The 17922-nt window shown below is 49.3% G+C and carries 20 protein-coding genes; 16 read left to right on the forward strand and 4 right to left on the reverse strand.

Annotated elements, in window-relative coordinates:
* Nucleotides 1-47: 47 nt before the first annotated feature.
* The 6 genes from lspA to FFM79_RS02560 all read left to right on the forward strand — a co-directional run bounded on the left by lspA (nucleotide 48) and on the right by FFM79_RS02560 (nucleotide 6507).
* Complete coding sequence (gene lspA / locus FFM79_RS02535) at nucleotides 48-494, forward strand: signal peptidase II (RefSeq protein ID WP_137641894.1); 447 nt, start codon at nucleotides 48-50, stop codon at nucleotides 492-494.
* Nucleotides 495-511: 17 nt separating this feature from the next.
* Entirely contained in the window at nucleotides 512-1435 is a 924-nt protein-coding gene (locus FFM79_RS02540; RefSeq protein WP_137641895.1) for an RluA family pseudouridine synthase, read from the forward strand.
* 146 nt (nucleotides 1436-1581) lie between these two features.
* The gene (gene pyrR, locus FFM79_RS02545) at nucleotides 1582-2106 is read left to right on the forward strand and encodes a bifunctional pyr operon transcriptional regulator/uracil phosphoribosyltransferase PyrR (RefSeq protein ID WP_137641896.1); all 525 of its coding nucleotides are present in this window, start codon (nucleotides 1582-1584) and stop codon (nucleotides 2104-2106) included.
* Between the two features lie 27 nt (nucleotides 2107-2133).
* The gene (locus FFM79_RS02550; protein WP_137641897.1) at nucleotides 2134-3216 is read left to right on the forward strand and encodes a carbamoyl phosphate synthase small subunit; all 1083 of its coding nucleotides are present in this window, start codon (nucleotides 2134-2136) and stop codon (nucleotides 3214-3216) included.
* Nucleotides 3213-5774 (forward strand): ATP-binding protein, encoded by a 2562-nt coding sequence (locus FFM79_RS02555; protein ID WP_137641898.1) that lies wholly within the window; start codon nucleotides 3213-3215, stop codon nucleotides 5772-5774. Before FFM79_RS02550 ends, FFM79_RS02555 begins: the two co-directional genes overlap by 4 nt.
* Before the next feature lie 139 nt (nucleotides 5775-5913).
* A complete protein-coding gene (locus tag FFM79_RS02560; protein WP_137641899.1) occupies nucleotides 5914-6507 on the forward strand; it encodes a histidine phosphatase family protein in 594 nt (197 codons plus the stop codon).
* A 534-nt stretch (nucleotides 6508-7041) separates the two neighbouring features.
* Here FFM79_RS02560 and FFM79_RS02565 read toward each other — a convergent pair.
* From FFM79_RS02565 to FFM79_RS02575, 3 genes are all read right to left on the reverse strand, one after another.
* Entirely contained in the window at nucleotides 7042-7428 is a 387-nt protein-coding gene (locus FFM79_RS02565; protein ID WP_137641900.1) for an iron chaperone, read from the reverse strand.
* Between the two features lie 72 nt (nucleotides 7429-7500).
* The gene (locus FFM79_RS02570) at nucleotides 7501-8271 is read right to left on the reverse strand and encodes a DUF2087 domain-containing protein (RefSeq protein WP_137641901.1); all 771 of its coding nucleotides are present in this window, start codon (nucleotides 8269-8271) and stop codon (nucleotides 7501-7503) included.
* A 243-nt stretch (nucleotides 8272-8514) separates the two neighbouring features.
* Nucleotides 8515-10221 (reverse strand): NFACT RNA binding domain-containing protein, encoded by a 1707-nt coding sequence (locus tag FFM79_RS02575; protein WP_137641902.1) that lies wholly within the window; start codon nucleotides 10219-10221, stop codon nucleotides 8515-8517.
* 247 nt (nucleotides 10222-10468) lie between these two features.
* Between FFM79_RS02575 and FFM79_RS02580 the strand changes: the two genes are divergently transcribed.
* The 10 genes from FFM79_RS02580 to FFM79_RS02625 all read left to right on the forward strand — a co-directional run bounded on the left by FFM79_RS02580 (nucleotide 10469) and on the right by FFM79_RS02625 (nucleotide 16868).
* Nucleotides 10469-10888 carry a MarR family winged helix-turn-helix transcriptional regulator gene (locus FFM79_RS02580; protein WP_137641903.1) on the forward strand — a complete coding sequence of 140 codons (420 nt, stop codon included), beginning with the start codon at nucleotides 10469-10471 and terminating at the stop codon, nucleotides 10886-10888.
* A 119-nt stretch (nucleotides 10889-11007) separates the two neighbouring features.
* Nucleotides 11008-11877, forward strand: coding sequence for a DegV family protein (locus FFM79_RS02585; protein ID WP_137641904.1), 870 nt, complete (start codon nucleotides 11008-11010; stop codon nucleotides 11875-11877).
* Entirely contained in the window at nucleotides 11877-12311 is a 435-nt protein-coding gene (locus FFM79_RS02590) for a GNAT family N-acetyltransferase (RefSeq protein WP_137641905.1), read from the forward strand. Before FFM79_RS02585 ends, FFM79_RS02590 begins: the two co-directional genes overlap by 1 nt.
* 120 nt (nucleotides 12312-12431) lie before the next feature.
* Nucleotides 12432-13190 (forward strand): DUF975 family protein, encoded by a 759-nt coding sequence (locus FFM79_RS02595; RefSeq protein WP_137641906.1) that lies wholly within the window; start codon nucleotides 12432-12434, stop codon nucleotides 13188-13190.
* A 106-nt stretch (nucleotides 13191-13296) separates the two neighbouring features.
* The gene (locus tag FFM79_RS02600; protein WP_137641907.1) at nucleotides 13297-14016 is read left to right on the forward strand and encodes a hypothetical protein; all 720 of its coding nucleotides are present in this window, start codon (nucleotides 13297-13299) and stop codon (nucleotides 14014-14016) included.
* A gap of 58 nt (nucleotides 14017-14074) precedes the next feature.
* Nucleotides 14075-14362, forward strand: a complete 288-nt coding sequence (locus tag FFM79_RS02605) for an RNA-binding protein (RefSeq protein ID WP_137641908.1) — start codon at nucleotides 14075-14077, stop codon at nucleotides 14360-14362.
* Between the two features lie 65 nt (nucleotides 14363-14427).
* Complete coding sequence (locus FFM79_RS02610) at nucleotides 14428-15210, forward strand: DUF4931 domain-containing protein (protein ID WP_137641909.1); 783 nt, start codon at nucleotides 14428-14430, stop codon at nucleotides 15208-15210.
* Between the two features lie 77 nt (nucleotides 15211-15287).
* On the forward strand, nucleotides 15288-15611 hold the full coding sequence (locus FFM79_RS02615; RefSeq protein WP_225424359.1) for a hypothetical protein: 324 nt from the start codon (nucleotides 15288-15290) through the stop codon (nucleotides 15609-15611).
* 20 nt (nucleotides 15612-15631) lie between these two features.
* A complete protein-coding gene (locus FFM79_RS02620) occupies nucleotides 15632-15949 on the forward strand; it encodes a DUF960 domain-containing protein (RefSeq protein WP_225424357.1) in 318 nt (105 codons plus the stop codon).
* Nucleotides 15950-16133: 184 nt separating this feature from the next.
* Nucleotides 16134-16868, forward strand: a complete 735-nt coding sequence (locus tag FFM79_RS02625) for a DUF1003 domain-containing protein (protein ID WP_137641912.1) — start codon at nucleotides 16134-16136, stop codon at nucleotides 16866-16868.
* Nucleotides 16869-16871: 3 nt separating this feature from the next.
* Here FFM79_RS02625 and FFM79_RS02630 read toward each other — a convergent pair whose 3' ends face one another.
* Nucleotides 16872-17729 (reverse strand): DUF368 domain-containing protein, encoded by an 858-nt coding sequence (locus tag FFM79_RS02630; RefSeq protein WP_137641913.1) that lies wholly within the window; start codon nucleotides 17727-17729, stop codon nucleotides 16872-16874.
* Nucleotides 17730-17922 lie beyond the last annotated feature (193 nt).

Genomic DNA, 17922 nt, shown 5'->3' on the forward strand with positions numbered 1-17922 from the left:
CTTTTGGTATAATTGAAAACAGCTTAGCGAAATGTGAGGACGAGTTTATGTGGATCTATTGGGTATTAATGTTTGGCTTAGTCGTCATTGATCAGGCGATTAAAGTAGCCATTGTCAATCAAATTCCACTCGGAGCGACCGCTACGGTGGTGCCGGGATTATTATCATTAACAAATTTACATAATAATGGGGCTGCTTGGAGCATTTTGGAAGGTAAAATGGGCTTTTTTTACGTCATTTCGATTGTTGCTCTGGGCGTCATGGTTTACTTATTACGGCGCTTACGGGGCCACCGGCTATACGAGTACGGCATTATTTTAATGATTGCTGGGACGTTGGGCAATTTCATTGACCGGGTTCGGGTCGGCTACGTCGTTGATATGGTGCAACTAGATTTTATTAATTTTCCAATTTTTAACTTTGCCGACACTTGCTTAACGGTCGGCGTGCTTTTAATTTTGATTGGCGTCTTACGGGACGATAGCTTTGATTAGTGGAAGGGGCCGTTAGTTTGGCAGGAGAGACGGAAGCACAACAATTCACGATTACGACGGAGACGGGCCGGTTGGATAAGGTCGTGGCGAGTTTACAAACGGTCTATACACGTTCACAACTCGATCGCTTAATTAAAACTGAGCAGGTGACCGTCAATGGTCAGGTCGTTACCAGCAAATACAAAGTTCAAGCGGGTGATCAAGTAATGATTGCGGCCCAGACGCCACGGGCAATTGAGTTGGTCCCAGAAAAAATTCCGTTGGACATTGTGTACGAAGACGACGACGTGCTGGTGGTCAATAAGCCCCAGGGGATGGTGGTTCACCCCGCACCGGGGCACCCGGACCATACCTTGGTGAACGCCTTACTGTACCACTGCCCCTTGTCAACGATCAACGGGGAACTGCGGCCCGGCATCGTTCACCGGATTGATAAGGATACGTCGGGCCTGTTAATGGTTGCCAAAAATGACGTGGCCCACCGGTCGTTAGCGGCCCAACTCAAAGCCAAGACCAACTTGCGTGAATACGTCGCCCTCGTGCACGGTGTTATTAAGGAAGAAACGGGGACCATCAACGCCCCCCTCGGACGTTCACCAAAGGACCGTAAGAAGCAGGCCGTTGTGGCCACCGGTCGCCCAGCCGTAACCCATTTTAAGGTCTTGAAGCGCTACCAGCATTACACGCTAATCAGCTGTCGCTTGGAAACGGGCCGCACGCACCAGATTCGGGTGCATTTGCAGTCGATTGGGCATCCGTTAGTTGGTGATCCGCTATACGGACCGAAGAAAACGATTCGTGGGAACGGGCAGTTTTTACACGCACGACTACTCGGGTTTAAACACCCGGTGACGGGGAAACAATTGACCTTTGAAGCGCCGTTGCCGCCAATTTTTGAGGCGCTTTTGCAGAAGCTTGACAAAACTGATTTGAATCATTAGGCTAACAGTAATGAGCGCCCTTTAATTTGGCCCTGTGAGCCTGAAAGGCAAACTGTTAACAATAACTTACCTTGGCGGCCGTGACACTGATTGTCCGGCCGTTTTAATTAGCGATGGCGTGCCAACTTTTTATTAGGAGGTCCAAGATGCAAAAAGAAGTGGTGGATTCAATGGCGATGAAACGGGCGTTGACCCGGATCACCTATGAAATTATTGAACAAAATAAGGGAATTCGTGACGTCGTGTTAGTGGGGATTAAAACCCGGGGCGTGTACGTCGCCCAGCGCATTGCGGAACGGTTACACCAGTTAGAAGACGCGGTGATTCCGGTGGGGGCCCTCGACATTACCCCGTTTCGGGATGACCAGCCGCAAAACGCGATCCAGAACCCGGTGGCCTATCAACTTGATTTTAGCGTCGCCGATAAGAAGGTCGTGTTGGTTGACGACGTCTTGTATACGGGGCGCACGATTCGCGCGGCCCTGGACGCCTTAATGGGCGGTGGCCGGCCCCAATGCATTTCGCTTGCCGTGTTAGTTGACCGCGGTCACCGGGAATTACCGATCCGGGCGGACTTCATTGGGAAGAATATTCCAACCGCATCGCAGGAACGGATTAAAGTTTCCGTCACGGAAGTGGATGGTCATGACGGTATCGAAATTATTAGTTAATGATTAACAGAGTGAGAAGGGATCGCAATGGCAGACCGCTATTTAATTCTTGAAGACGGTAGCGTTTATTTAGGCGAAGGCTTTGGGTCACCGGCCGTTTCTACTGGTGAGATCGTCTTCAACACGAGTATGACTGGCTATCAAGAAATTATTACGAATCAAATCTATCATAATCAAATTATTGCATTTACCCAGCCGACGATTGGGAGTTACGGCATCAATCATGATAGTTACGAATCGATTTTACCCACCGTTAAGGGGGTTGTCGTACGGGACGTGGCTAGTATCTCAACGAATCGGCAACGGCGTTGGTCCCTAGATCAGTACTTGAAGCAGCAAAACATTCCGGGGATCAGCCACATCGATACCCGCCACCTGGCTAAACAGTTGCGGGCGAGTGGTCCGATGAAGGCTAGTATTGTGGACGTTGCGGATGCCCACGCTTTTGACCAGTTAGGTGCGACCGTGCTGACGAACCAACAAGTCGCGGCTGTCGCAACGCCCAAGCCGTTTCCCAATCCCGGAACTGGCTTGAACGTGGTCGTCGTGGACTTTGGTTTAAAACACGGTATTTTACGGGAGCTCAGTAAGCGCCGGTGCAACGTTACGGTCTTGCCGTACACGGCGACGACCGAGGAAATTATTAATTTGGATCCGGATGGCGTGGTCCTTTCGACCGGCCCCGGCAAGCCGCAAGATTTACCAGCGAGTGTTTTAACGATGATTCAAAATATTCAGAATCGGATTCCATTGTTTGCGATTGGCTTGGGGCATGAACTGTTCGCCATGGCGAACGGGGCTCAAATTATGAAATTGGCGCCGGAACACCACGGTGCGAATCACCCGATTCGGGAAGTGATTACCAATCAGATTATCTATGCTTCTCAGGGCCAGGGGTTTGTGGTCGATCCGGATACGGTGGATCGCGATAAGTTGATCACGACCTTTGTGGATCTGATTGATGGGACGATTCAAGGGTTGCGTTTCCGCGACTTTCCCGCCTTCTCCGTTCAATTTTTCCCGGACGGCGCCCCCGGTCCAATCGAAGCGCGCGACGTGTTCGATGAATTCGTGGAATCAATGCAACAGGCAAGGGGGCCAGTCTGGTGAATAATCAAGCATTACAAAAAGTACTGATTATCGGTGCCGGCCATAACGACATTGGCCGTGAAGGGCAACACGATGCGGCGCTAACCCAAATTGGGAGCGCCATTCGGAAGCTCGGCATCGCGGTCGTGCTCGTGGATAACAACGCCTATTCCGTAGCGGCCGAAAATCAGTTTGCCGATAAAGTTTACTTAGAACCGCTGACGGTGGCGGCGTTGTCACGGATTATTGAAGTGGAACAGCCGGACGCGCTGATTCCGTCGCTAGGTGGCATCCAAACGGTTAACTTGATTCAAGGTCTGATTCGCAATAACGTTCTTAAAAATAACCAGGTCCGGTTGTTACAGTGGAGTCAAGAAGTCATTGACATGATCGTTAACCCGGCCCTGATGAGTAACCGGCTAAAGGAAATTCGGGAGCCCGTCATTGCGTCACAAGTGGTGGCAAGTTCGGCCGAAGCGTTTGCTGTCATTCGGAAGGTTGGCTTTCCGGTAATCGTTAAGTCGGTTGCGCCGCGGGTAGAGGCTAGCCGCCAGTTATGTGAAGACGAGGATGACTTAGAAGCGGCGTTGGCGATGGGCTTTAAGGTGTCGGCTACCAAGCAGTGTATCGTTGAACAGAGTATCGTGGGCTACAAGGAACTTGAATTTGTGGCGGTGCGCGATCCTAAGGATACGGCGTTACTGATTAGTGGCATGGAAAACTTTGACCCGGTCGGAATTCATTCGGCCGACTCAATTGTTTTTGCACCGACCCAAACGATTACCGATCAGGAATACCAACAATTTCGAACCGCGACCCTCAAAATCATGCGCAAGCTCCGACTGGTCGGTGCCTGCCACGTTCAGTTTGCGCTCGATCCGGCAACGCAACAGTACTTTGTTATCAAGGTAACGCCTTACTTTGACCGGACGATGGCCCTAGCTGCACGGGCGACCGGCTACCCGCTAGCACGGGTGGTGGCGAACCTCGTTGTCGGTATTAGTCTAGCGGAAGTTAAATTACCAAGTAATTACCGGAAGCAAACGGCCTTGATTGAACCGGTTCTCGACCACATTGTTTGTCGGATTCCAGTTTGGCCGTTTAACGTGTTGAAGCGGGTCAGCCACCAGTTGGATACGGTTGCCGAATCGACTGGTTCGGTCATCGGGGTGGGTCGTTCGACGGAAGAGGCCCTGCTAAAGGGACTGCGGGCGACCGACGAATCCCGCTACCACGTCATCGCAAACCGACCGCAAAACTATTCGGAAGGTGAATTGATTCAGCGCTTAATTCATCCGCAGGCTGGCCGCATGCTAATTTTACTCGAAGCCCTTAACCGGGGCTATCAAATTGATGAACTGGCCGAATTGACTAAAATTGATGCTTTTTATTTCTATAAGCTAAGTCACATTATTGAAATTGAGGCGGCTTTGCGTGAACGGCCGTTTGACGTTCACGCCCTCGGCCGTGCGAAGTACTTTGGCTTTACGGACGAAGATGCGGCCAACGCTTGGCACGCCGACGTGGCTAAGGTTCACCAATTTGCGCTAGAAAATGAAATTCAAGTCACGTTTAAAGAAATTGAACCGACGGCTGGTGAGTTTACTGAGCAAACCAATACCTATTACTCAACTTATGAATTTGATAATGAGAGTCGCCAGCAAACCGGTCGGCGGGTCATCGTGATTGGGACCGGCGCAAACCGGATCGGGACCAACCACGGAAACGATTACTTAGTGTCGCAGTTACTATTTTATTTGAAGAAGGCCGATTACGAACCAATTCTGATTAACGCGAACCCCAATAGTGTGTCGATGACCCCCCGCTTGGCGGCTAAGCGTTACGTTGAGCCGAAGCAGTATTCGGATATTTTAAACGTGTTGGCGATTGAAAAGCCGAGCCTGATTTTTACGACGTACCACGATTACCGGCTGGGTCAGCACTTAGCAGCGGACGGCTACCAGGTCATTCAGATTAACAACGACTTGCCACGCCGCCAGATCAAGACGAACGATTCGCCCGCGGTTGAAGTGATTACGGACGGGACCGACGTTGCTATCTTTGGGATCAGTGAAATTATCGCCGGCAACAACCTGCGTTCTAACGTTCGCGGTTCGGTGAACGTTTTTCCAATTCGTGACAAGGTTGAAAACCAAGCCGTCACCGCGTTGCAGGAAGACATCCAAAAACGCGTGCTGGCTTTTGGGGTGCCGGGTTTGTATACTGTCCGGCTCACTATTAAAGACGATGCGCTTCAGTTGGCGAGCGTCGAACCAATGAGTATTGCGATGATGGCACTGATTAGCAAGGCCAGTGGCTCAAGCGTGACGCGGTTATTACTGCACGTGAAATTGGGCGAACCGCTAGCCCGGGTGATGTACGACTATCCGGATGTTAACCGCTTGAAGCCCATTTACGTTCAGGCGAACACGTTCCCGTATAATCAGTTGCAGATTTATGACGAAGAGGAAGTTACTGGCGAGCCCGGTCACGCGACCGGGACCGTGATTGCGCACGGGGAAACTTTGAAGTCGGCGTTAGAGGCGTTGAATGCCGGGAATGAGGATACGGACTTTTGAGTTGGCATTAACAAATGATTATTAAAGTGGTTGGACTGGTCTACGGACTAATGCCAACCACTTTTTTTAATGATTTTAGGGTCGTTAAATGATTGTGTGCTATGATTATTTTAATAGATAGTGGAAAGCAGGGATTCAATTGGCAAAGACGTTATATTTAATGCGTCACGGACAAACACTTTTTAATCGGCTAAAGCGCATTCAGGGGGCCTGTGATTCACCGCTCACCGAGCAGGGAATTGCTTCGGCCAAGCGGGTTGGTCAATATTTTCAGGACCAACAAATTAGTTTTGATCACGCTTATTGTTCTACGCAGGAGCGGGCGAGCGATACGTTGGAACTAGTGACGAAGATGCCGTATGAGCGGTTAAAGGGCATCAAAGAATGGGGCTTTGGAGTTTTTGAGGGTGAAAGTGAGGTCTTGAACCCGCAACCGGACCCGGTTAGGCATAACCACGGTGACTTCTTTCTGCAGTATGGTGGTGAAAACGACCGTCAAGTTCAAGCGCGGGTTGTGCGGACGTTGACCAAGGTGATGGAACGGCCCAATCATCAGCAGGTGCTAGCGGTTAGTCATGCGGGAGCAATCCACATGTTTTTGCAGAAATGGTTGACGGCGGAAGAAATTAAGCAACGGGGAATTTATTTGGGTAACTGTGCCGTGTTGAAGTTTAGTTTTGCGGATGGCCAGTTTGCGTTTCAAAGTATTAAAAACTGGGATGAACAAGCATAACTTTGATAAATTAAAATTATGTAAACTATCTATTTGTATCAAATTGATCTGCTTAGTCTACGGTGGTACAGAACCGAAAATTTAAAGTCCTAAAGTCAAAACGGACGCGCAACTGAATCGTGGTTGCGCGTCCGTTTGACTTTTGGGTCTATGATATTTGGTGCTGATCTACTAAGAAAGCTACTACTTGAGTTTTCATCAGTACGTTATGACTACCAAAATAGGCAAGCAAGATTACGTTAAATTTAATAACCATTCTGCAGGACCACCTTCATTAATTGAAACTAACCCGTAAAACCCAGTATAAAAGCCAGTCTAGCCAGCAGCGGGTGTAACCACGGCTCAACTGCGAAATTATTCTTAGCTGGAAGTGGATTTCTTCCGGCTTAGAATAAGGCTCGAATTTGAGATTGCTCAGTGGTTTTTCTGAGTGAGCTCAAATCGATGCCCGCAGTGTTCCAGCCAACCGGTTACACCCGCTGCTGGCGGCAATTTCAATACCAATTGGTACAGCGCCATTTTTTTACTAACAGCTTAGCGCCAAAACTTAGTATGGTCCGCCTTGGTAGTTAAGTTGTATTGAATCGTGGCTTCAAGTAAGGCCCAATTGATGGGCGCATGATAATTGATTTGCCAGAGCATCTTAGTCGCCCGGTCACCGTTCGCGGTAATTTCGGCCCGAAAATGGTTAAGCGTGTGCGCTTCAAGGGCAACGTTAAAATGTGGCTTAGCCGCACTGAAGCCGACGATGAAAGTCCCGTGGTCGGTAAACATCGGCTGGTTCCAGGCGAGGCGGGGCGTTAATTGCGGAAAGGTCGCAACGACCCAGTTTAAGACGGTCGTCAATTGGTCACGCTGTTCCGCGGTTGCCAGTGCTTGGAGGTACGCTTCAAAGGGTTGGAGTTGCGGGGCACGATTCATCAGCACCACTTCCGTTTCGTTAAGGTATTCCTAGTTTAAAAAAATCGGTAGCTTCTCGTCAATTAAAAACGCCTAGTGTCGTTGGAATTGATTGGAACCGACGCGGACGAGTAGGCCGCTTGTAAGCAACGCGCGTTGCAACGTCATCGGGTCAAAGTATAGTTGGGACAACCGCTGACGGAGCGTCTGGGCAGTCAGCACTTGATTAGCCGGTAGCTCAACGACTAACCGGTGTAAAAGAACCGTTAAAACGCGGGCCTCAGTTGGCCATTTGGTTAATCGCACGGGCTCGGCACTAAAATCAAGGTAGTTTTGTAAGATTTGGGCCGCTTGGGTTTCATCAGTGGGCGGTGTCGACGCGGCCGGTTGGTTAACGGAAATTTCGGCGGGTGCGCTGGGTTGTGCACTGATCTGCGTTTTCTGGGTCGTCGTGGGTGCAGGGGCCGCCGTAGTGGGCGCTGGCCTGGTCGTTGCCTGCTGGGTCACGCTTTGGTAAATTGCGAGGAATAGCTTGGCCCGTTTAGCCTTCTCACGAAAAGTAAACTTTTGGTGCCGAATCGTGGCGGCCGCAACTTGAAATTGCTGGGCTAGCGCCTGGTCTTTCATGCCGGTCGCGAAGGCCATTAGTAGGTTTTGCTGTTTAGTTGTTAGGGTGTTGGCCCGGTCATCAAGGTGAATCAGTTGGCTGAGATTACCGCCGTGAACGACTTGCAAATGTTCGTGCATAACGGCTGCTTCAGTTGAACAAGGCCAACTAACCTGACAGTAATTGCAGGTTAGTTGCGAGTCGTTACGATGCCAGCCACGTTCTAAATCGGCCAGGGTGTAGTTAGTTAGGTCCATGGGGACACCTCCTTTAAAATTAGTATAGTTGGGTTGACTAAAATTGTAAACAGAGTGAGAACATAATGTTTATTTAAATGATAAACAAAATTATATCAAATATGTTTACTATTTTTGTAAACGTTATATAAACTAGGCGTTTATTATAACGGTAAACGCCAAGGCGCTTTGGGCTTGATTTAGCAAAGCAAAACGCCCGGCCGATGAACGGAATGTTTCATCTGGACGGACGTTTTTTTAGACCTATTTAGTTGGCGTCAGTTGTTCAACGAGTTCAGCACTAGGCGAGACGTACAATGTTCGCTGGCCCTCGTAAATAACGAAGCCGGGTTTGGCACCGTTTGGTTTGCGAATTCGGCGAACTTGAACGTAGTCAACCGGAACGGTCGCGGAATCACGAGCCTTTGAGAAGTACGCCGCGAGGTTGGCGGCTTCCGTTAAGGTTTGTTCACTCGGATGCTCACTATGAATGATAACGTGTGATCCCGGAATTTTCTGCGTGTGTAACCAGTAGTCGCTCTTACGAGCAGTTTTTAATGTTAACTGGTCATTTTGCCGGTTGTTCTTACCAACCGAGATTTCCGTGCCGTCACTGGCAATAAATTGCTGTGGCTGACTTGGTCGGCGAGAACTGCGTTGCTTTTTCTTCATTTTCTTCTGCTTCAGGTAACCTTGTTGAACTAATTCTTCGCGAATTTCCGCGATGTCGGCGGGGGTGGCTAACTCGATTTGCGTGTGGACGTTATCGAGGTAGTCAATTTCTGCCTCGGTGAGTTTAATTTGTTCGCCGACGTAAATCACCGCGTTTTTTTGCTTTTGGTAACGCGCAAAGTATTTTTGGGCGTTGCGGGACGGTGATAATTGGTTAGACAATTTGATTTTAAGCGGCGCGTTATCGTGATAATAGTCGGGGAGCGTGATACTCGTCATGCCCCGTTTAACTTGATTTAAGTAGGTCGTTAAAATTTCACCCTTCAAGCGTAATTCGTCAGCGGTTTTGGTGTTGGCGAGGGTGGCTTGCAATTTTTTCAGTTTGTTCCGGTTTTTCTTGAGATCGTTGCGAACGACCCGAATTAAGTTGCCGGCTTGTTGCTGAACCCGCTCGCGCTGTGCGGCGTCAGCGTAATAGAAGTCTAGCAATGCGCTCAGGGAATCAAAGGTGCGCGTTGTTTGACCAAAGCGACTGAATGGTCCGGCAGCGAACATCGTTTTATGGTTGGCGAGCGTTAATAACGTGGCCTGGGGAGTATCAAATTGTGCCAGGAAGTCCTGGTAATGACGATCCAAATCACCCGGTTGGTGTAGATCCGCTGCTAACTGTTGGGCGCTATCACGACCAAAGCCTTGATAGTGTTGCTGCAACTGTTTGGCTAGGACGTCCTCGTTCGGAAATTCGGTGACCAAGGCCCGGTAATCCTGATTGGGCACGTACGGATTGCGCTTATCCTGTTTTGGCGGCTCGATGTACGTTGCGCCTGGTAGTAAAAGACGATAACGATTTTGATCGGACCCAATCCGCTTGATTGCGTCTAAAATGCGTCCGGTTTGGTGATCAACTAAAATCACGTTACTGTGGCGGGCCATAATTTCAATAATTAAAGTTAATTGTTCTGCATCACCAAGCTCGTTACGGGCCGTGAGTGTTAAGTGGACGACCCGGTCATTATCGACTTGACGCACGTCCGTCACGATTGCGCCTTGGAGATATTTACGCATCATCATGGCGAAGTTGGTTGGGACTGCGGGATTGACGTACGGTACCTGCGTAATTTGGATGCGGGGGTACGTTGGGTCGGCGGACAGTAAGACTGGCCAATTTTTGCGGTTGGCCCGGACGGTTAAAATCAATTCATTTTGGTATGGCTGGTTGATTTTACTAATCCGGCCACCAACTAATTTTTGATGTAATTCGGTGACCATCGCGTGGGTGAATAAACCATCAAAAGACATGTGATCACTCGCTTTCGTTGAATTTCGTTCCGACCGCCAGTTCAATGGCGGTCAACCGCCTACTAGTATACCGTTTACGGGTTATGAAACACAAGCTAACGGTTTACGGTAAGGGACGTTACTAACGCTTGAAAAGTTAATGGTATATGCAAAAACTAATTTAACGGGATTTTAATTGAAAAAGAGTCGCGCGCTCGGGCTGATTATTGTATAATACAGATGACTTATTTTTGGGAGGTTGGTAGAAATGAAATCAAGTTTAGCCGCACTCGCTGCAGCTGCCAAACAGCAAACGGCCATTTTGAAAACGATGACCAAGCGGCAGGGGATTACCGTTGCGGAATGGCAACTATTGTTACAGCTCCAAGCCGGAGCTGATACGCAAGAAAAGCTGGCCGCCGTCATGCAATTAGATACGTCCACCCTGAGCCGCCAGCTTGCAAACTTAGTTAAAAAGGAATGCCTAGATAAGCAAGCGGTAGGTCGCGACCGGCGGCAACTGATCTATTCAATGACGGCTACCGGGGAAGCTGCGTTAGCGCAAATCGGGACGGACTACCAGCAATTTGAAGCTGCCGTTTTTGATAAGTGGCCCCAGGATGAACAGAACTTATTACGAATTTTATTAAACCGGTTAAATAAATCAGTTGAGCGGGTCGAACAGTAATGGAATCGGTGGGGTTCGGTAGTCCCACCGGTCATTTTATGCTATGATGTCATTTTATGCTATGATACTGTATGCTATGATGATAAGTATGACTTTAAGATGAGAAGTAGGTGTATGTCATGAAGATTGCTGTTGTTACTGACAGCACCAGCTATTTGACACCGCAAGAGGTCGCTGACAACGATATTCACGTTGTGCCAATTCCGGTTATTATAGATGGAAAAGTATATCAGGAAGGCGTTGACATTACGACGGCGGATTTCTACGCCAACATGAAGTCGTTCAAGACGTTTCCAAGTACGTCGCAACCGCCCGTTGGGGAAATGGTTGATTTTTATAATCGTTTAGGTCAACAAGGTTACGATGCCGTGATCAGTATTCACTTGGCAAGTACCATTTCTGGTTTTTATAATAGCCTCCTAAACATGCGTAGTATGGTAGACGGTATCAAATTGTACCCGTATGATTCACAAATCACCGTGCGCTTGATGGGGTATTTAGCCATTGAAGCTGCGCGGATGGCTAAGGCGGGCCATACCGTTGAAGAAATTTTAGCGCGTTTAGACGATTTACGGGCGTCAATGGGTGAATATTTTATCGTGGATGATTTACAAAATTTAGTTCGCGGTGGCCGGTTATCCAATGCGTCGGCGTTCATCGGGAGTGTCCTACGAATCAAGCCGTTACTAACGTTTGATGAGCAGCACGAAATCGTGGCTTTTGAAAAAGTTCGCTCAACGAAAAAGGCGCTGGCCCGCGTTGAGCATCTATTTGAAGAAGCCCAGGCAAAGGTGGATTATCCGCTGCGAGCCATTATCGTTCAGGGTAATAATTTAGAAGCAGCGCAGGCTTGGAAAGCGAAGCTGCAGCAGCAGTACCCCGATATGCCGATCGATTTAACCTATTTTGGACCGGTAATCGGGACCCACTTAGGTGATAAATCGTTAGCGTTAGCTTGGCTGAAGGATATTGATAAGGCGTATAAATAATGGAAATAATTTTTTCAAACGAAGCTCCCCAGCGAGCGGCGGCCTATGCACTTCGGCAGGCGGTGTTTGTTGAGGAGCGCGGAATCGCTGCTGAATTGGAGTTTGACGATAAGGATACTGATGAGCGGCTGTACGCCGTTGCGTATTCGGAAAAACGCTTGCCGCTAGCGACGCTCCGCCTGGAACCGCAAGCTCAGCAAGTAATGCGGTTTGGGCGGATTTGTACCCGGAAGGCCTATCGCGGTCAGGGGCTTGGGCGACAACTGCTGATGGCAGCGGAAGCTTGGGCCATCGCTCACGGTGCTAAGCAGGCCCAGATTGATGGCGAATTAACCGCGCAGGGCTTTTATGAACACTGCGGGTACCACGTCACGGCCGGGCCGTTTGAAGAGGCCGGTGCGCCAGTAGTCGTCTTGCGGAAAACTTTAATTTAATACGGATTGAAAAAGTCGTGACTTTGGGCACGGCCTTTTTTATGGCCGTTGATTGACGGATGCAGCGTAATCAACGACAATAGATTCGGTAGCACGCTTAGGAAAGGAATTAGGTGATGTATGCAAACTCGAGCAGAACTAAAAACGCAGATTAAGCAATTATTTAAGGGGCGCTGGCGGTCGGCAATTGGCCTGTGCATCGTCGTTAGTTTACTGTCAATTTTTCAAATTTTAGCGGATTATTCCGAGCAGCGCTCGTCCGGGACGGATTTAAGCGTCACCCCGGATGTCACCGGCAACGTCACTCAGGCGCTGAGTCACGTTTCAATCGCTGATCTAACACTAGCGGGGGGCGTTTTGAGTGGGATTTTACTCGTGCAACTGGTCATTGGGCTAGTGATCGCCCTGTTTAAAATTGGAACGAGTTACAGTATGTTAGATTGGGTGCGGAACCCGCAACGAGCGATCCATCCCGTTAGTGACGCCACGGTAGCTTTTACGCGGCAATACGGCTGGTCCGTCATTGGGTTGATCATTTACCGGACCGTTTTGATTATCCTGTGGGGTTGCTTATTAATCGTTCCGGGCATTATTAAGGCTTACGCCTATTCACAAGCTTATTACGTTTATAAAGATATGGTAGCGGCCACTCCACAAGGTGGCCCCAAACCGCGCTTTCGTGATGCCATTACCCGCTCCCGGCAACTGATGCGCGGGCACAAATGGCAGCTGTTCGTTTTGCAACTCAGTTTTATTGGGTGGGCGCTACTTTCCATTTTAACGGCGGGTATTGGTCAACTCTGGTTAGTGCCGTATACGTACGGGACCTACGCCGCTTACTACGACGAATTAACCCGGGTAACGCCCGCCACGGTCTAGTTATGAACGATTAGTTTAGGGTCACGGAATTTTTTTTGAGATGCTTAGGACAAGCTTGTTAAAATATGATAAACTTGCGGAAGTAAGAAAGGAAGTGCGATCGTTAATGCCTGAACAAGAACCAACGCGGATGTCCCGGTTGCGGGCCCGCCAGGCTGCTAAAGATAGCAAGCGGCACCGTTCAGCGGGTTCGCAGGGACCGCAAAAGCCCCAGAAACCGCAACCACCTAAAAAGAAGCGCCACGTTTCGTTGTGGTTGTTGGCCGCCATCGTAATTGCGCTCGGCGGTGCGACGGTTTACTTTGTGCGTGCGGCGACTGATCAAGATCTCGTCCAAACGGACAGTTCAAGCCGTCAGTCGAAAACGCACCATAGCAAGCGGGCTAAATCGAGCTCCAAAAAGAAGCATAAAAAGCAAGCTTCGTCGAGTACGGATACGACGGATGCAACGGCCGATACGGAGACCACGAGCACGAATTCAGCAGTAACGTCACCTCAAGGTACGGCGCAGCAGAGTTCGACACAGTCGCATACAACGACATCAACGCATGCTGAGTCCTCGGCAACTAGTCATAGTACGAGTACGGCTCACAGTAGTAGTGCGGCTACGTCAAGCAACCAGCAAAATAGTCAGTCGAGTTCTTCAGGTCAGGCGTCGTCCAGTTCGTCCAGTCAGGCTTCGTCAGAGGCATCGAGCGATAATCAGGATGGCTCTAAGACGTTTGATAACTTAGATGATGCGAAGGTTTATGGTAACTCGATTTCGGGGAACTATAAGATAACGACTAACAAGGATGGGTCGTACGTCACGACCAAAGCAAATTAGGTTTTTGCGGCTAGTTTCGGTATAATAGCCGTAAACGTTTTAGATCGGAGTGATGGAGATGGAGCACGAAATGGAAGTTAAGTATCCAGCCATTTTCCGGGATGAGGGAACTTATTGGGACGTTCGCTTCCCAGACGTTCCCGCCGCCCAAACGTTTGGTGCTAGCGTTCCAATTGCCGCTGACAACGCGGCGAACGCGTTAGCCATTGCGTTATTTGAACAACCCCGGCCAGTGGCGTCTAACCCGCAGTATTGGCGGTTAGCGTCAACTGAATTCGTTGTTTGGATTACCATGGCCAACGTACAGTTTGGACCCGGCACCGACACCCCAGAGCCGATGAATTGATGAACCAATCCCAGACGGTTTGCCTACGTGGCAGACCGTTTTTTATTGAAAGGATCAGATTGAATATGCAAGCACACCCCTTAATTTTTGATACCCAGATTGCTAAGGACAAACCAGAAAATATTCGCCATACCCACAATGCCTGTCCATTTTGTGAACCGACTGCGTTAACGGACATTTTAGCGCAAGAAGCGGACCGTACTTGGTTGATGAATAAGTTTCCAACCTTGCAAGCGACTTGGCAAACAATCGTGATCGAAACGGCTGATCATAACGGCGACATTTCGACGTATTCGGTTGCGCAAAACCGGGCCATCTTTGACTTTACGATTCGGCACTGGCAACGGACGATTGCGAGCCATGAGTATGCGTCCGTTCTCCTGTATAAAAATTTCGGTCCCCATTCTGGTGGTAGTCTGCGCCACCCCCACATGCAGATTGTGGGCTTAGAAGACGTGGATGGTTATGGTAACGTGCGCCCTGAAAACTTGACTGGTTACCCGGTCATTACGACCGATCGCGTTCACGTCACGGTTTCCGACCAACCAGTGATGGGGTTTGTCGAGTTTAACGTGGCCGCCGACTGGGACGCAACGGCAGCATTAGCGGATGCGGTTCAGGTCGTGGTTCGCTGGACTTTAAACGATTATTTTAACGGTCGTTGCGATAGTTATAACTTGTTCTTTTACCCGCTGGGTGAACGGATCGTTTGTAAAATCGTGCCCCTATTTAACGTCTCGCCGTATTACATCGGTTACCAGCTCTCACAGGCGGATACCCCGGAACGGATGCGCGAAATTGCGAGCTCGGCGCGCCACCGTTTTAACGACGAGTTGCCACGGCTCTAATTTAAAATGAGTATGTTATGATAAATGGGAAAGTATGACTGAAAAATCAATTGATGGAGGCATGAACCGTGCAAAATATGATTCCAGGTGACATGTTAGAGGTTAATCAGAAACTAAAGTGGGCGTTGGATAACGGAATTGATGCGGATGAACAGAGCGTGATTAACAACGCCGTGTTGGAAGGTACCCAGTACTTTGTCGATGAAGCGTTAGAAGGCAGTTACTGGACGGTCAAGTGGGATCCCCAACATCAAAATATTGATATTTACGGGACGACTGGTACGGTCGTAGGTCAAATCAAACCGTTAACCGCGACCCTTGAACAAGATTTTCGCCAGGATTCACAGGGGCTCTTCTTACGAATCGAAAAAGAAGTGGCCGTCGTAGTCCGGAATAATTAGGCGGGAAACTGCAAAGTGAGGTGAGCAACTTGTTTGATCAGCGAGCAGCGCGCTATGCAACGTTAGGCTTGGTCGCAAAATTACCGGGTGCGGTGATTGATGGCATCTGGGCGGTGATCGACGATGATTTACAAGGCGTCGTGCAATTGCCGCGGGTCCTTCAATTTGCCCTGATTTCGCGGTCAGGGTGCGTTACGGTCGTCTTCGATTCCAAACACCAAACGATTTTGGAATTTGACTTACCGGAACCCTATCAGGCCGCCTTTCCAGAAACGGTGGCGGTTTTAGACGATGGTCACCAGCAAACGATGATGTTAGTCGACGAACTGACGGTTTAAAGCTAATTTAAAAGGCTCCAGTTACCATATCACCCGGTAACTGGAGCCTTTGTTTAGTTACTGTCAAAACGAACACCAACCGCAATCAATTCAAAAAGTGCTTCGAGCTAGGCGTTCTTTTCGGAACGGATGGTCATTGGGATGATAGGCTATGGGTAATGACAATAAAATAGGAGGGGTCGGCATGACAAAAACAGCCGTTTGCCTAGTGGATCATCAACGCCATTCCCTAATGGCCGGCATGCAATTAAACGAGTTAGACGGTCAGTTACAACGCGCTATCCAACGGGATTATCCAACTTGTCATCCGCATAGTTTCATTTGTGGTGCCCACCTGGGGCAATACCGGATGGCCCAAATGGACCGCATGATCGCTAAGGATTATCAGGCCAACGATCAAATTAATGCTCAAATGACGAAGATCCGTGCCAAGCACCGTTACCAAACGGTGGACGTTAACCGCGAGCTTGAAAGCTCGTTAACCGTCGGCCAGCGGGTGGCGGATGCGGTTGCCCATTTTGGTGGTAGTTGGGCGTTTATTATTAGCTTTGTCGCGGTGATGCTTAGTTGGATGGTCCTCAACGTATTGCCAGTGGTCGCGCACCATTTTGATCCGTACCCCTTTATTTTATTGAACCTGTTTCTAAGTATGGTCGCAGCGATTCAAGTCCCCTTAATTATGATGAGTCAAAATCGGGCGGCGGAGTACGACCGCATGCAGGCGGCCAATGACTTTCGCGTTAACGCGAAATCGGAAGCCGAGATTCGGGTACTTCACGCGAAGGTTGACCATTTAATTCAACAGGACGCCCCCAACTTGCTAGAAATTCAAAAATTGCAAACCCAAATGCTGGGGGAATTACAGGCTCAAGTTGATGCGCTCAAACGACCGCAGCGGATGCGGCGTCACCACCGTTAAACCCTATTTATACTTGGTTTCTAAGGCACTCATCCAGTACCCGATTGCGATACCAATGACGGCGGCAAGCGCACTTAGTAGGTAGGTGCTTAGCGTCGCCCCAGCGTAGGAGATGCTTTCCGCGGCGTAAGGATTCGGGACTAGGATTAAAATGGTACTAGCAGTAACGATCCCCAAAATAAAGTGGTAGACGCGTGAGTGGAAACGTTGTAGTAAATAGTCCATGGCTTTAGAAAATAGGGCCATGGCCAGAATGCCACCAATCATAATGGGGAGGTAAACGCCAACGATATCGAAATTCTTAAACCCGGTCAGCATTGGGGTGAAGAGACCTAAAATTAATAGTAAGTTCGAAGGGCTGAGTCCGGGAACAAGTACGCCGAGTGCAATGAGTGCGCCGGCAACGATAAAGCCGCCGAAGTTTGCGGGTAAGGTTCCGAACAGTTCACTCATAAAGTAAAGGAGGCCGGCGCTAATAATAAAGGTTCCGCCAAACCAAAATAGGTCGATCCAGTCACGTGGTGTTTGACTACTAGCCGTTTTAGTAAGTGCCGGTAGGGTTCCAACGATGGCGCCCGCAAAGCCCCATAAAACAATTACTTGGGCGTGCGCCAGCAAGTATTCGAGCGGTGCGGATAGGAGCGCGATCCCAACGATGCCCCCCAGTCCAACCGGGATAAAGTACGGAAAATCGCGTTTGAAATTTTGGCGGACGTGGGCCATGAAGTTAAGGAGACGTTCGTAGATTCCTAAAATTGCCGCTAAAACGCCCCCAGACACCCCCGGTAAAATGAAACCTAAGGCGATGATGACGCCCTTGATGAACCGGGCCCAGAAATGATCATTAGTCTTAGTTTGCATAAGTAAGCTCCTTTGATTGGTTGCAGGGGTACGCGGGTAACGGCTGCGCCCTGCTGAAAGTACTTAAAGATACCAAATTGGGTGCAAAAAGGCAATCCTAATTTGGCTGTTCAACTGGCTTCTATTATATGAAATCGGCGGGTGGTAAACAAGCTAACCATGGGGGTGAATACGTTTACTTATCCGCCGTGAG

It is taken from the genome of Lactiplantibacillus modestisalitolerans (assembly GCF_005405425.1).
Lineage (GTDB): Bacteria > Bacillota > Bacilli > Lactobacillales > Lactobacillaceae > Lactiplantibacillus > Lactiplantibacillus modestisalitolerans.

What these genes read in the sequence shown, in the direction of transcription:
- FFM79_RS02625 (WP_137641912.1), top strand. Translation starts at nt 16,134, where the DNA reads ATGACAAAAACAGCCGTTTGCCTAGTGGATCATCAACGCCATTCCCTA.
- pyrR (WP_137641896.1), top strand. Translation starts at nt 1,582, where the DNA reads ATGCAAAAAGAAGTGGTGGATTCAATGGCGATGAAACGGGCGTTGACC.
- FFM79_RS02630 (WP_137641913.1), bottom strand. Translation starts at nt 17,729, where the DNA reads ATGCAAACTAAGACTAATGATCATTTCTGGGCCCGGTTCATCAAGGGC.
- FFM79_RS02570 (WP_137641901.1), bottom strand. Translation starts at nt 8,271, where the DNA reads ATGGACCTAACTAACTACACCCTGGCCGATTTAGAACGTGGCTGGCAT.
- FFM79_RS02580 (WP_137641903.1), top strand. Translation starts at nt 10,469, where the DNA reads ATGAAATCAAGTTTAGCCGCACTCGCTGCAGCTGCCAAACAGCAAACG.
- FFM79_RS02575 (WP_137641902.1), bottom strand. Translation starts at nt 10,221, where the DNA reads ATGTCTTTTGATGGTTTATTCACCCACGCGATGGTCACCGAATTACAT.
- FFM79_RS02585 (WP_137641904.1), top strand. Translation starts at nt 11,008, where the DNA reads ATGAAGATTGCTGTTGTTACTGACAGCACCAGCTATTTGACACCGCAA.
- FFM79_RS02615 (WP_225424359.1), top strand. Translation starts at nt 15,288, where the DNA reads ATGATTCCAGGTGACATGTTAGAGGTTAATCAGAAACTAAAGTGGGCG.
- FFM79_RS02605 (WP_137641908.1), top strand. Translation starts at nt 14,075, where the DNA reads ATGGAGCACGAAATGGAAGTTAAGTATCCAGCCATTTTCCGGGATGAG.
- FFM79_RS02550 (WP_137641897.1), top strand. Translation starts at nt 2,134, where the DNA reads ATGGCAGACCGCTATTTAATTCTTGAAGACGGTAGCGTTTATTTAGGC.
- FFM79_RS02595 (WP_137641906.1), top strand. Translation starts at nt 12,432, where the DNA reads ATGCAAACTCGAGCAGAACTAAAAACGCAGATTAAGCAATTATTTAAG.
- FFM79_RS02610 (WP_137641909.1), top strand. Translation starts at nt 14,428, where the DNA reads ATGCAAGCACACCCCTTAATTTTTGATACCCAGATTGCTAAGGACAAA.
- FFM79_RS02590 (WP_137641905.1), top strand. Translation starts at nt 11,877, where the DNA reads ATGGAAATAATTTTTTCAAACGAAGCTCCCCAGCGAGCGGCGGCCTAT.
- lspA (WP_137641894.1), top strand. Translation starts at nt 48, where the DNA reads ATGTGGATCTATTGGGTATTAATGTTTGGCTTAGTCGTCATTGATCAG.
- FFM79_RS02600 (WP_137641907.1), top strand. Translation starts at nt 13,297, where the DNA reads ATGCCTGAACAAGAACCAACGCGGATGTCCCGGTTGCGGGCCCGCCAG.
- FFM79_RS02565 (WP_137641900.1), bottom strand. Translation starts at nt 7,428, where the DNA reads ATGAATCGTGCCCCGCAACTCCAACCCTTTGAAGCGTACCTCCAAGCA.